The 14,492-nt window shown below is 41.0% G+C and carries 7 protein-coding genes and 1 other annotated feature; all 7 genes read right to left on the bottom strand.

The features are described 5' to 3' along the window. Positions 1-71: 71 nt before the first annotated feature. A complete protein-coding gene (locus H8S17_RS09210) occupies positions 72-2,720 on the bottom strand; it encodes a valine--tRNA ligase (protein WP_186867091.1) in 2,649 nt (882 codons plus the stop codon). Between the two features lie 51 nt (positions 2,721-2,771). Beyond that, positions 2,772-3,010 (bottom strand) — a binding site (T-box leader). Between the two features lie 139 nt (positions 3,011-3,149). After that, positions 3,150-3,287 carry a hypothetical protein gene (locus H8S17_RS09205; RefSeq protein WP_178052012.1) on the bottom strand — a complete coding sequence of 46 codons (138 nt, stop codon included), beginning with the start codon at positions 3,285-3,287 and terminating at the stop codon, positions 3,150-3,152. Between the two features lie 138 nt (positions 3,288-3,425). Beyond that, the gene (locus H8S17_RS09200) at positions 3,426-3,785 is read right to left on the bottom strand and encodes an Hpt domain-containing protein (protein ID WP_186867090.1); all 360 of its coding nucleotides are present in this window, start codon (positions 3,783-3,785) and stop codon (positions 3,426-3,428) included. A gap of 118 nt (positions 3,786-3,903) precedes the next feature. Continuing rightward, positions 3,904-6,828: a carbohydrate-binding domain-containing protein gene (locus tag H8S17_RS09195; RefSeq protein WP_186867089.1), complete on the bottom strand. Its 2,925-nt coding sequence runs from the start codon at positions 6,826-6,828 to the stop codon at positions 3,904-3,906. A 203-nt stretch (positions 6,829-7,031) separates the two neighbouring features. Further along, positions 7,032-7,202 carry a hypothetical protein gene (locus H8S17_RS09190; protein WP_186867088.1) on the bottom strand — a complete coding sequence of 57 codons (171 nt, stop codon included), beginning with the start codon at positions 7,200-7,202 and terminating at the stop codon, positions 7,032-7,034. A 230-nt stretch (positions 7,203-7,432) separates the two neighbouring features. Continuing rightward, on the bottom strand, positions 7,433-10,183 hold the full coding sequence (locus H8S17_RS09185; protein ID WP_186867087.1) for a leucine-rich repeat protein: 2,751 nt from the start codon (positions 10,181-10,183) through the stop codon (positions 7,433-7,435). A gap of 304 nt (positions 10,184-10,487) precedes the next feature. Further along, positions 10,488-14,216 carry a M64 family metallopeptidase gene (locus H8S17_RS09180; protein WP_186867086.1) on the bottom strand — a complete coding sequence of 1,243 codons (3,729 nt, stop codon included), beginning with the start codon at positions 14,214-14,216 and terminating at the stop codon, positions 10,488-10,490. Positions 14,217-14,492 lie beyond the last annotated feature (276 nt).

Raw genomic sequence — 14,492 nt, 5'->3', positions numbered from 1 at the left:
CTCATCGCAACATTTTACACAAATCTGCAATATTTCCATGCAATTTCCGGCAGATACTTTCTTTTGTCAATTTATTTCATTGATGCAAGCTGTGCTTTTACCTGCTCCATCATCTGCTCATATTTTGCAAGCTTATCTTTTTCTTCCTGCACTTTTGCTTCCGGTGCTTTGCTTAAGAAACGTTCATTGCTCAACATGCCCTTAGAACGTGCAAGCTCTTTCTCTAAACGTGCCTGCTCTTTCTCTAAACGCTCTTTTTCTTTTGCCATATCCACTAAATCTTCTAACGGGATATACACAACGGCATCCGGGATCACGATCGATACGGCATCTTCTGCAATACCGGTCTTATCAGACTGTATACGAACTTCTGATGCTCCCATCAGTCCTGCATACATATCTTTTTCTGCTTCAAAGATATCACGTACCTCTTCATTTTCAGATACGATGTGTACGGCTGCTTTTCTTGATGGTGGTACATCCATTTCACTGCGGCGGTTTCTGACACTCTTAACAAGTTCCTTGCACCGTTCTACCATGGATTCCTCTTTGGCAAAATTACGTGCTTCTTCATATACCGGCCAGTCAGCAAGCATGATCGTATCTTCTTCTGGATGTAAGGTACAGAAAATTTCTTCTGTGATAAATGGCATAAAAGGATGTAACATCTTAAGTGCCTGTGTCAGTACTTCTTTTAATGTATAAAGTGCTGCATTGGCTGATTTTGGATCTTTTTCGCGGTTGTATGTCCGGCGTTTTGTCATTTCAATGTACCAGTCACAGAACTCATCCCAGATGAAATCATATACTTTCTGTACGGCAATACCCATCTCGAACTTATCCATATTCTCTGTCATTTCTTTGGCCAGTGTATTGACTTTTGATAAGATCCATTTATCTTCTGCCAGCAGATCCTCAGCTGCCGGAACGGTAAGTTCGGTATCTCCGATATTCATCATAATGAAACGGGAAGCATTCCATACTTTATTTGCAAAGTTACGGGAGGCTTCTACTCTCTCCCAGTAGAAACGCATATCATTTCCCGGTGCATTTCCTGTGATCAGTGTCAGGCGGAGTGCATCTGCACCGTATTTATCAATGACCTCTAACGGATCAATTCCATTTCCTAAGGATTTACTCATTTTCCGTCCCTGTGAATCACGCACAAGTCCATGGAATAGTACCGTATGGAATGGTTCTTCACCCATCTGTGCAAAACCGGAGAAGATCATTCGGATTACCCAGAAGAAGATGATATCATATCCGGTAACTAAGACATCATTCGGATAGAAATAATCTAAATCTTCTGTTTTTTCCGGCCAGCCTAACGTAGAGAACGGCCATAATGCGGAGGAGAACCATGTATCTAAGGTGTCCTCATCCTGTTTCATATGCACGCATCCGCATTTCGGGCATTTTTCCGGTGCCTTTTTTGCTACGACCATCTCACCGCAGTCTTCACAGTAATATGCCGGTATTCTGTGTCCCCACCATAACTGTCTGGAAATACACCAGTCACGGATATTATCTGTCCAGTTAAAATATGTCTTTTCCATACGTTTTGGAAGAAGATTGATCTTGCCTGTCTTAACTGCCTCAACAGCAGGTTTGATCAGTTCATCCATCTTGACAAACCACTGCTGTTTGATCATCGGTTCAACAGTTGTACCACAACGGTCATGTGTTCCTACATTATGGGAATGTGGTACGACTTTTACGAGCAGTCCCATTTCTTCTAATTCTTTTACCAATGCTTTTCTACATTCGTAACGATCCATACCGGCAAATTTTCCGGCATTTTTATTCATCGTTGCATCATCGTTAATGACAACGATCTCCTCTAAATTATGACGTTTACCTACTTCAAAATCGTTCGGGTCATGTGCCGGTGTGATCTTCACACATCCTGTTCCAAATTCCTTATCTACATATGCATCTGCAATGACAGGGATCTCTCGGTTTACAAATGGCAGCATCAGTGTTTTTCCGATGATATCTTTGTATCTTTCATCTTCCGGATTGACTGCAACAGCTGTATCACCAAACATGGTTTCCGGTCTTGTCGTTGCGATCTCAACAAATCTTCCTTCTTCGCCTACTACCGGATAATTGATATGCCAGAAAAATCCGTCCTGTTCCTCATGTTCTACCTCTGCATCGGAAATAGAAGTCTGGCATACCGGACACCAGTTGACGATACGGGAACCTTTGTAAATATAACCCTGCTCATATAACTTGATAAATACTTCCAGAACAGCATCAGAGCAGCCTTCGTCCATGGTAAAACGTTCTCTCTCCCAATCTGCGGAAGAACCTAATTTCTTAAGCTGCTTAATGATACGTCCACCATATTCTTTCCGCCACTCCCAGCATTTTTCAAGGAAACCATCTCTGCCTAAGTCTTCTTTATCGATTCCCTGTTTTTTCAGGGACTCAATGACCTTAACTTCAGTTGCGATCGCTGCATGGTCTGTTCCCGGCTGCCACAATGCATTATATCCCTGCATTCTCTTATAACGGATCAGAATATCCTGCATTGTATTATCTAATGCATGTCCCATATGAAGCTGGCCTGTGATATTTGGCGGCGGCATTACGATCGTAAATGGTTTCTTACTTCTATCTGCCGTTGCATGAAAATAACCGTTGTCTTCCCATTTTTTGTAAAGACGGTCTTCGATCCCTTTTGGATCGTATGTTTTTGCTAATTCTTTACTCATTTTGATTCTCCTTATCATGTTCATAAAAAATGCCCCTGAAAGACTGTGTCTTTCAAGGGCGAATCATCTGCGCGGTACCACCTTGCTTATATAGCAGGAATCATTCTGTCTATATATCTCTCTATCTTTAACGGGATAATCCGTGAAAACCTACTCTTGATCTTATCATCATTTCAGTTCTCAGGTTCAAAAGCTACCTTCCACAAATCGTTTTCAAAACCACCTTGCACCCGATGAGCAGTTCTCTCTAATGAGCGTATCTGTGTACTCCTCTTTCTCATTACCTTTTTCTATTTAACTTTTATAATAGTACGCAGAAAATGCGATTTTGTCAAGCGTCTTTCAAATGCCTTCCATTACTTTTTCATGTTCAGACAGTCTGCAGCATCCGGTACATCGTCATTCATATGATAGCTGTATGATACTTATCTACTCTTCTTCCTCGATATCCTTATGTGCAACTGCAGCCACTGCTCCTGATACTGCTGACACTACTGCAATAACAGCAACGATCACAACTAGCAGGATCAAGATTCCTAAAAAAATAATCAAACTACTGTCTGTCATATGTTTTCCTTCTTTCTATTATCTTCATACATATCATGATGTGGTCTCCAGAGTATAAATTGGACTAATAAACAATTGTTACTTATGGACACGCCATTTCTCAGTTCACACTACACTGATATTATAGCATACAACTTGCTATGATGGAACACCAACTTCACTTCTGATCGCACTTAGCGCATACATATATTCTTTTTGCACTTTTTCCATATTTTTTTCTGCTTCATCGATATTTTCAACCCGAAGCGGTGTTACTACCTCTTCTAATGCTGTAAACAGACGGCTGATGCTCAGTGTACCTGTCACACCTTTTAATGCATGTGCCTGTTTAAATGCTTCTTTGGCATCGCGTTTTATTATTGCTGTTTTTAATTTTTCGAACTTATCGTCAGCTAAAAACTGTATCAGATATTTTTGATACAGATCTTCTCTCCCGACAAAACGTTTCAATGCTGCATCATAATCAATGCCTGCTTCGATCAGTTTCTCACGATCCATCTTATCACTACTCCTAAATTACTGTTATCGTTTCCGAATCTGCTTCTATTATACGTCATCTGCAAAGAAAGGTCAAAAAAAGAAAGCCGCTTTCGCAGCTTTCTTTTCGACACTTTATTTATTTTTTGATGGCTGCTTTTTTATTCATGCCTTTTGTAACAAGGATCTTCTGATAAGATTTTAATTTGCTCTTTGGCACTTTTACAGTGGCTTTAGCTGCTGTTCCTTTAAATGCTTTAGCACCAATATTCTTTGCTGTCAGTTTTGTTGTCCTGATTACAATGTTCTTTAATTTCTTTGCATTTGTAAATGCCTGTTTTCCAATCTTTGCTACGTTAGACGGGATCACAATTTTTGTAAGTGCCACGCAGTTATAAAATGTTCTGTTTCCGATCTGGGTAAGGCTTTCCGGTAATGTCACTGATTTCAATTTTTTGCATCCTTCAAATGCACTCTTTCCGATCACTGTTACGTTCTTACCGATCGTTACTGTCTTGATCTTTGTATTCTTATAGAGTGCTTTCTGTGCAACTGCAGTTACTGTATAAGTTACCTGATCGATCTCTACTGTTGCCGGTATCGTGATCTTTGCAGCTGTCTTATCTGTTGTTCCTGCATAAGATACCGTTGCTGCATCTGCATCAAGTACAACATAGAGTGCTTTTCCCTGTGTGTCTGTCAGCTTAGTTCCTGCTGCTGCGGCAGATGGTGTCTGTGTACTGTCTGTACTGCCATTGCCGTTAGTTGTTCCAGTTGTAGTTCCACTGGTATTTCCATCGGTTGTCCCTGTGGTACTTCCACTTGTTGTTCCATCTGTTGTTCCTGTAGTACTTCCGCCGGTCGTTCCTCCAGTTGTTCCACCGGTATTGCCACCTGTGTTTCCGCTGTCACTTCCTCCGGTGCTTCCACCTGTTGTTCCGCTATCATTTCCTCCCGTGCTTCCACCTGTGTTTCCACTGTCATTTCCTCCCGTGCTTCCACCTGTGTTTCCACTGTCACTTCCACTGATCTTACCGGTTTTTATACTGCAGCTTCCAGATGTGCCCATATCTGCACTGCTGAATAAGATATAATTTGCTTTCTTTAATAACGTTTCTGTATATAATACGTTAGAACTGCTGTCTACGATATTGACGATCGTTCCTGCATTATAAGTTGTATTTGTAGAAAGATAATATTTCTGTGTTGATGCATTTGACGGATATTCTACCATCTGGGAAGAACCTGCTCCAAAGATCGTTCCTCCGTTGATCAGGATTGTTCCATCTGCATCTATTGGACAGTTGTCACTTCCTGTACCACCTGCTGCCGCACCGTAAACGCAGATCGTTCCACCATTGATCGTCAGTGGACCGTTAGAATCTAAACCGTCACCGCCAGCATTGATAAATACATCTCCACCGTTCATATAAATTGCATAATTACTGCTTGTGCTTGTATTTCCCATATTACCTGCAGACTGGTTAAATCCACCATTGCCTCCCGGTCCACCGGCACCGCCCGGTCTGCCGCCGCCCGGATTGAATCCGTCACCACCGGTTCCCGGTGCTCCCGGATCAGTTCCGTTAGAAGAACCGCCTGCTGCGTTGATTCCGTCATCACTTGATACAACATCAATATCTCCACCGTATACATAAACGGTTCCTGCTTCTAATCCTTCATAAGACTGTTCAATATTGATCGTTGGCTGCACATCACCGCTTTCCTGCCCTACGATCAGTGATGTGTCTGCGTGCATACCATCATCACCTGTCTTAATGTTAAATGTTCCTGCATTAACGGTGATATATTCATTGCTGTGTACAGCATCATCAGCTGTATTGATCGTATACTTGCCACCATTTATCGTAATGTCACTGCCTGCTTTTAAACCTTTACAACTATCTGCATCAGATGCAAGTGTGGTAGATGCCCCACCATTTGCTGTCAGATCAAATATGCCATCTGCAATGGTCAGGCTGACTTCTGCCTGAATGTCATCACCTGCTGCATTGATCGTGATATCACCACCATTGATCGTAATATCACCTGTCGTGGTTGTTGTAGCTGCATCATCTGTCGTAGAATCATCAGTTGTTGTACTGCTGTCTGTCGTTGTATCGGTTGTGGCATCACTTGTTGCATTGGATGCTTTGATCCCGTCACCACCTGCTGTCAGGTCAAGTGTACCTCCATCTACCTGTACAGACAGATCGGATTTGATCGCATTATCAGAACATACCACTTCATAAGAACCATCTGTGATCGTGATCGCATTTGCTGCCTGGATACCATCTACTGCCTGCTCAACTGTGACTGTTCCACCGTTTAATGTGATCGTTCCGGCAGAATCTGTATCTCCATCATCCGGTGTAGATTTGATTCCGTCGCCTTCTGTAGATTTGATATGGATATTACCACTGTCGATCGTCACAGAACCATCCGATGCTAATGCATTATCTACAGATGTGATATTTAAGTTCTGTTCTTTTACGGTTAAAGCAGTTGTTGCACCGCCTTTGATACCATTCTTTCCATTTGCTGACACATTGACTGTTCCGCTGCCGGAAAGTGTCAGTGTAGAACCATCTTTTGCTTTGATAACAGCTTTCTCTGCATCTGTGTTATCGGAAGATGCATTTGCTGCTGTATCTGCTAATGTATTCTCTGTTCCTGCTGCCGCTATGATCTCAGCTTCTGCTGTCTTATTTACACAGATTGGCGCTGTTGTCTGTGATGTCAGCGTTAAGCCGTCTAATACGATCACAACATTCTTTGTTTCCTTTTTCACTTTGACGGAACCATCTGTACAGCTTCCTTTTAATACATAAGTTCCTTCTGCTTTAATCGTAAGTGCAGTCCCTTTTACAGTGTAAGTTTCATCTGCAGCACCTTCGCTTGTAATCCCTTCATCTGAAAATGTAAATGTTGCTGCATTTTCCCATGACGCATCTGTAGTATCTGCGGCATCCGCATATACTGCACTGCCTGGAATGGCAATCTGACTTACAACCATTGCAGCTACAAGCAGTTTTGCAAAGTTTCTTCTGAATTGACTTTTCATAGTATGCCCCCTGTCCTTTCATCTGACAAAATGTCCATCTATACTTTTTTCTAATGGTATTGTATAACAGTAATGTGATGGTTAGGTGATGATTTGACACCATATTTTTTCTATCCGCTTCTTCTCAAATTTTAAAATTTTTTTCTTTATTGTTATTATTCAATAGTGGCAGCCATTTTTCACTGAAATGGCTGCCATTATTTTTACTGTTCTTTTTGATCCTGTACTGCCAGCCGTAAGTTCTCATGTATCATATGTATGATTCTACAATACATTTCATCCATACCCTGTGCTTCAAAATCATTTTCCAGTAAGATTACCAGACTTAGTGCGTCCTGCAGTTTTTCTCTCTGCCTGTCCTTTTCATTCTCCATCTTTTTTCCTCCTTTTCTCCCTGATGTACTCCCAAAATCTTCTAACCAGCGAATTCCGAGCGTACATTCTGATGGGAATCTGAATCATACCGTCCGTTATCTCACTTTGCAAGCTCTTATTTTCTTATTTTTAAATCTGCCAGTAGACAGTATATATATAGACAAAAACAGAGCCATCCGAAGATGACTCTGTTCTTGTCGTTTTCATGCTCACCAATATTTCTGCAATCTTACTGCACCGTCACTTTACATTTTGCCGTCTTGCCATTCGCTGTCTTAACAGTGATCGTTGCCATTCCTGCCTTCTTTGCTTTCAATTTTCCATTCTTATCCACAGATACGACCTTTTTATTGCTGGATTTAAACGTTACGATCGTGTAGGTTTTCTTTGTGATCGTATATTTTAATTTCACTGTCTGTCCTTTCTTCATGGACAGTTTCTTCGGTTTTACTGTGATCTTTTTCGGTGCTTTTTTCACCGTTACTTTACAGACTGCTGTTTTTCCATCAGCAGTTTTTACAGTAATGACGGCTGTTCCTGCTTTTTTCGCTGTGACAACACCTTTTTTAGTAACTGCTGCAACCTTTTTCTTAGAACTGTTCCAGCTTGCCACTGTTGTTCCTATGACTTTCGCTTTTAACGTGATCTTCTGACCAACGACCATGGAAATACGATTCTGTGGCAATGTTACCGTCGTCTGTGCATCGGTCTGTGACGCTGGATTTCCTGTATCAGACGGTGTCTGAACCGGATTTACAGATGTTCCTTCTAATTTCGGCAGGATCACGCCCCGCTTATCCGTAATCTCCTCTCTGCCTTCTGCATCATCAAAATATTTATGGCATACACTACATTCATAATATTCTTTATGCCCAGTTTCTGTCACAGTTGCCGCCTTTTTCTCTACTTTGACAAGACTGTGACCGTCTATCGGCTCCGGCACTTCTTTCATATCTGTATAGATTGTTTTCTCACTGTCACGATCCTGATAAACTGCTGTATAGGTTCTGACTCCTTCTGTAATACAATCTGGTTTCTTCGTGACTTCAGAAGTAACTTCTGCATCATCTGTTACCTCTTTATTACAAACTGTACAACAAAATACCACTTCTGCTGTATGATCTTCCTTCCATGTAAATTCCGGCTTCTTTTCTGCCTTATGCGGCTCTATGACTGCCCCAAACCCGTTTTCTTTAGCATAGGTAACTGCCTGTGTATCTGCATGACAGTTGATCGAAAAATCTTCTATTTTATCTTCTACAAAGTTATTAACACTCTCATCATAATGCCCATTGTATCCAAATGCATATGCTCCGATCTCTGTGGTCTGTGCCGGAATGGTAATACTGTTCAGATTTTTACACATGAAAAACGCATGATCTTTTATCTTTGTCACACTCTCCGGTATCTGAACCTCTGTTAAATAATAACAATTACGGAATGCATAGCTGCCGATCTCTTTGACACTGTCTGGTATGTCAATTTCACTGATCTGCTTATCGCTGATGACTCCATTAAATGTATTCTGATCGATCTTAACTACCGGTTTTCCATCAATCGGATCAAATTTCATCTTTAAAGCAATCTTTGTGTTAGAATCAAAATTTCCGGCTGTCACTCCATCTTCACTATCCACATAGTCGAAAGAATAGCAGGTATCACAATTCTTACAGGTATATGTGACCTTTTTTCCATTTTCTGTGTCTGATAATACTCCATCAGAAAAGACATGGTCTGCAGCACAAAACACTCGATAAGTTCCTATATCTGCCCCACTCATTTTTGATACGATCTTCTGATACTGGCACGCAGAACCCGCATATCTGATCACACAATCATCCCCATTGTTCGTAAATGCACCATATCCGATTTCTACAATACTGATCGGGAGTTTTATTTCTTCGAGTGAAGCACCGTAAAATGCTCTCTGCCCGATCTGTAACAGTCCCTCTGGTAACTCTGCCTGTTTTAAATCTTCACAAAACTGAAAAGCACCATCGGAAATCTCTGTCACTCCTGCCGGTATCTGTATCTTAGTAAGCCCCTTGCAGCCAATAAATGCACTTCCACCTATCTTTGTCACATCTTCTGGTATCTTCGTATTCTTACAGCCTAGATACAGTTCATTATCTGCCGTCTTGATCAGGGCATTGCAGTCATTTCTACTGTCATAGACCGGATTGCCTTCTTCTACAGAAATGCTCTCAATACTGCCAGTTGCATCAAAAAATGAATTATTCCCCATCTTAGTAACTGATGCCGGAATTTTTAAATGTCTTGGTGCTGCACCATAAAAAAATGCGTACTCTGCTATCTCTGTAATATCATCTGGAATCTTCGTATTGACACATCCAAGAAACAATTTATTCTCTGCCGTCTGGATGATCGCATTACAATCCTCCCTGCTGTCATAGACGGTATTTCCCTCTTTTACAGAAATACTCTCTAATGCACTGCAACCACCAAATGCTGAACCAGCGATATCCTTTACACTTGCAGGGATTTCAATGGCGTCAAGACTGTCACAGTTCCAAAACGCACTATTTCCTATCAGCTCCATTCCTTCTGGAAAATCCACCGTTTTCAGGCTATGGCAATATGCAAAAGCATCATAATCTATCATCTTCAATTCCGAAGGCAAAGACACTGTTGTCAGTTTTTTACAGTTGGCAAACGCTGCAGAACCAATAGCTGTGACTGTCGATGGTATCGTAACTGCTGTCAGATACTGATTTCCAAAAAAAGCTATACTCCCTAATTTTACAACCTTTTTCCCATCAATTTCTTCCGGGATCACAACATTACTGTCAGTTCCTGTATACCCTGTGATGGTTATGGTCTCTTCTTCTGTATCCTCATTTACCACATATTTGAAATCACCAGATAACAAATCTTCTGCCTTTCCTTCTTCTGCCTGCCATATGATACTGATCATCATAAACAGCAGGACGAATAATCCTTTTTTCAGATATTTTTTCATCTTACACCTCTCTCTGTAAAAGTATATACACTAAATTGTAATGATTATATGGTATTTTCTGGAGTTTGACAGTTGAATATTCAAAAAAGTTATCGCAGGTCGCATAAAACCTGCATTTTTTATGTCAATTTTTTCGTTTTGGTATGTACTTATTTGATTTCTCCTTGTTCGATTTCTTTCCGAAAATCGGCAAAGCGCTTTTTTTGCCGCCTTTCGGAAAGGGACTTCCGAAGAAATCCTTTTCGTAAGGAAAAGGCGGCAGCGGAAGCTCCGCTACCGCCATCCTTAAATGGTTAGCTATCTGTTATTTCTTTGTTGTAACAGTCTTAGTTTTTGACCAGCCTGAATAAATCCTTATGGATTTGCCGTTAATCTTAACTGTCTTATAGGTGCAAACTCTTACATAATATTTTTTCTTTGCCTTAAGCTTTTTAACGGTAGTCTTTGTAGTCTTCTGCTTCTTGATTGTTACGGTTTTCTTGTTCTTCTTGAATTTCTTATTGGTTGCGACTTGAACTTGATAGCCTGTTGTCTGTGTAGCCTGCTTCTTCCACTTTACTGTAAACTTCTTTGAACCTGCTTTAAGTGAGGAAATACTTGTTGCCTTTGGCTTGATTGTGAAATAAAGCGTCTTTGTTCCGCTGTATTTACCCTTAAAGGTAATCTTTACTGCGTACTTGCCAACATACTTTCTGCCTTTTGCATAAGACACAGTATAGTCAGTATTCTTAACAAGTGTCTTTCCTGTTCTGTCCTTAACAATAACCTTAGGTGTTCTAACCTTTCCGTTATATGTTAATGATGTTGCTTTAAGCTTTATGCTTGATGCCTTTGGAATTACTGTCGTTGAAAGAGTTTTCTTACATACCGAACAGTAATTTACTATCTTGCCGTTTGCTGTTGGGGTTGCCTTTGTTACGGTTTGCTTTGTGGTGTGGGCAATCTTAGCAATATTGCCCCAAGATGCAAGGTCGGTTATTTCCTTTGTACCGAGTACATCTTCATAGAACTTGCCACAACCTTCGCACTTGTAGTATGCTTCCTTACCGCCCTCTGTGCAGGTGGCAGCTTTCGCAGCAACCAAAGTCAGATTGTGAGTGTGCGGTACAGTTTTGTAATATCCGCAGGTGTCGCAAACATTGTCAGAACCGTAATCGTGAGCCGCTTCGTCCTTTTTGTCGTGGCAACGAGAACATTCATGCCAGTGGTTAGTATCATCAGACTTCCATTCTGTGCCTGCGGTATGTCCGGGAGCCGGAATCTTCACACTGGTTTTATCGGTAATTTCTACCGATCCTGTTGCATCTGCGAACCACTTGTCACAGCCATCGCAGGTGTAGTATGCGGAATTGCCCGCAGTAGTGCAGGTGGCAGCTTTCGCAGCAACCAAAGTCAGATTGTGAGTGTGTTCTTCGTTTTTATTTTTGTAATAATATGTAACAACCGTTCCGTCCGAAACAATAGGCTTATTCAAGCCGTCAACCTTTATAAATTCATAATCATAAAGTGTTTTTGCCGGTGTTAAATCAAGCTTTGTGCCGTATGGCACGGTAAATGTTCCGCCGGCAGTGTTTGGAATTTCAGAGCCGTCCTCAAATTTATACTGAATTGAAACGGTTGTGTAGCGCTGTGTTTCCGTATTGTCGTCTGCAAGCACATTTCCGTTTTCATCGAGCACCTGAAATGCCACGGTATCGCCGCTCTTAAGCTGTGCATCAGACGGAATTTGATAAATAAGCGAGCAACTCTTTAAGCCTGAATTAAAGTCGCTTTTGATGTGATCCAAAGCACCGAGCGGCCAGAAATTTGCCTTATCATTCCAAACAGGAATGTCAAAGGTTTGTACTGTTTGAAGCGGATTCCCCGATGAATCGGTCGCAACGCTTCCGTCGGAGTGCTTAATCCACATTTTGAATTTTAATTGTCGTGCATTTTTATCTGAAATGTTTTGAATAACAGTTCTAAGCTCGATTTTTTTACCGTTCATATTAGTATTAAATCTGCTTTTGCTGTTGCCGCTCAAAAGTCGGTCATTGCGATTATATGTGTAATTATAATATGAACTTGTTTCAAGGTCGGTAAAATCAGACGGCTTTGAATAAGCGTCCGTATATTCCTTAACCTCGGGAGTTGCAACATAAAGGTCTACATCCTTAACAAGCTGAGACATTCGCTTGAAGCCCTGCAAACGGCAAACCTCACAGAATTGATAGTTTGTGTCTCTCATTATGCACTCATAACTTGAAACAAGCATTTTTGAGCCGTAAGCATTGCGGCAGGTATATGTGTTTCTAAAACCTAAAAGCTGTCGCCATTTTATCTTTTCCGGGTCTTCAACCGAGGAAAGATTGAGTGATTTAAGTTCCTTATCGTCAAGCAAATATCCGTTACTGTATTCATCACCGAGACCGAGCAAACCGTGTCCAAACTCGTGTGCAAAAGTTTTTGACGCACGATAACTGTCTGATGGCGAAATGAAATAATGGAAGCCGTATTCACGGTTATTATAAGCACCGCCGAAATCTGATTTTGTGTTTACAACCATAGCGAACTGAGCAATATAATCGTGAACATAATAATAAGGCTCATATTCCGAACCGGACGGAATTGTGTTTGGATCACACTTTTTTTTGATATGAGCATCGTGAATTTTCTCGATAAATTCAGGACCGATACATCTCTCAAAAATATGATTTTTCCACTGACTTCCGTGGAGATTATTAGAAATAACAGGCGAATTATATTTGTCGACTATAACATCAAAGAAGGTGCTTCCACCATTGTCAAAAGTCGATTCGGAAGCTGTGCAAAGAGCGTAAACATTGAATCTGTCGGCATAACTGCGATACGGTTCATATTTCATAGCGTCCTGCCAAAGTCGTTTGACATCATTGATGAATTTGCCCTGCTGACTTTTTGTGTATCCCTCGCCGCAAACGACAACAACCATATTTTCCGTGTCGCTGCGTGTTTTTTGGATGGTATAAACAGGGATGGTAGGATTAGAATATTTTCCGTCATTTGAATACCACGGGCCGAGGGTGAGCTGAATGCTTTGCTCGGTGCTGACATTCCAATCGGGATTTGCGTCCTCGGCAGGTTCCGAAATTGTATAATCATCCTCTTGCTTATTTGGAGCAGAGCCGATATAAGGACTGCTTTGTGAGCCGCTGCCGGAAGTTGTAACAAAATATTCGGAATCGAGATAAAATGCAGGTCTTACGCCCAAATCGGAATACCACGGAGCATAACGACCGACCTGACCCGATGAACTGATATAACGCATATCGTGATTGCAATCGGTAACAGGAGTGCGAAGCCAATAAGGCCAAGCCATACCGTCATTATTATACGCAACATAATAACCTTTGAGATTTTTCCACACGGCATTAGCCTGCTTTACATCAAGAAGAAAAACCTTTTCGGTTGTAGTTTCAAAATATGAACTGTCGTAGTTTGCCACCGCTTCCGAAATATCGGTGTAGTATAACAAATCCGAATTTGCGTCTCCATCAACTATGCCCTTGTTGTATTCGGGATGAGAAACGAGAGAACGCTGGGTAACGGTTTTCATTGCCGCAATTTCAGATTTTGAAAAAGCGTTGAGAAAACCCGCTTTTTCGTTGTACGCTCCCACACCGCTTACATATCCGTCTTTCGGAGGGTTGCCGCAAAGCCAATCGACTTTGCCTTCAGCTGCGGTCGAATTTAACCAAGAACGCATATTGCTGTCTTTCCAATAGTTAGAACCGTAATCATCACGCTTATAGCTTCTGCTGTGTGATTTTGAATTGCTGTTGTCATTTGTTTTGGCATCATATGCAAGGGTGTCAACAATTTTGTCTGCAAGCATAAGCGGTCCGTTATTGTCAATGCTTACACATCGCCAAAGAATTGAGGCATTGTTATACGCGCCCATTTTAACATAGTCGCCAACTTTAATATCGGGCTTTGATGCCGCCTGAATGGTCATCGGCAAAACGGAAATTGCCATGCACAATGCCAAGAATATTGCGGTTATTTTTTTCGTCATTAAGAAACTTCCTTTATAAGCTATATATTTGCTTTTATTATATTGTAAGGTGTTATATGTGTCAATGAAAATCCTGGAGTTTGACAGTTGAATATTCAAAAAAGTTATCGCAGGTCGCATAAAACCTGCATTTTTTATGTCAATTTTTTGTTTTAGCATGTACTTGTTTGTAATAGTGTGTTATACTTAAAAGAAAAAGGGGGTTATATTATGTATATTGCAGTTACAGGTAGTAAAAATAATAAAGACGTTTACATTTATCAATCATTCCGAAAA

The organism is Roseburia zhanii, from assembly GCF_014287635.1.
In the GTDB taxonomy this organism is placed as follows: domain Bacteria; phylum Bacillota; class Clostridia; order Lachnospirales; family Lachnospiraceae; genus Roseburia_B; species Roseburia_B zhanii.
The sequence above is the reverse complement of the archived record's forward strand: the minus strand, read 5'-3'. Positions and strand labels throughout refer to the sequence as shown.

Excerpts from the sequence above, each read along its gene's own strand:
- H8S17_RS09210 (WP_186867091.1), bottom strand. The coding sequence starts at position 2,720 with ATGAGTAAAGAATTAGCAAAAACATACGATCCAAAAGGGATCGAAGAC.
- H8S17_RS09205 (WP_178052012.1), bottom strand. The coding sequence starts at position 3,287 with ATGACAGACAGTAGTTTGATTATTTTTTTAGGAATCTTGATCCTGCTA.
- H8S17_RS09200 (WP_186867090.1), bottom strand. The coding sequence starts at position 3,785 with ATGGATCGTGAGAAACTGATCGAAGCAGGCATTGATTATGATGCAGCA.
- H8S17_RS09195 (WP_186867089.1), bottom strand. The coding sequence starts at position 6,828 with ATGAAAAGTCAATTCAGAAGAAACTTTGCAAAACTGCTTGTAGCTGCA.
- H8S17_RS09190 (WP_186867088.1), bottom strand. The coding sequence starts at position 7,202 with ATGGAGAATGAAAAGGACAGGCAGAGAGAAAAACTGCAGGACGCACTA.
- H8S17_RS09185 (WP_186867087.1), bottom strand. The coding sequence starts at position 10,183 with ATGAAAAAATATCTGAAAAAAGGATTATTCGTCCTGCTGTTTATGATG.
- H8S17_RS09180 (WP_186867086.1), bottom strand. The coding sequence starts at position 14,216 with ATGACGAAAAAAATAACCGCAATATTCTTGGCATTGTGCATGGCAATT.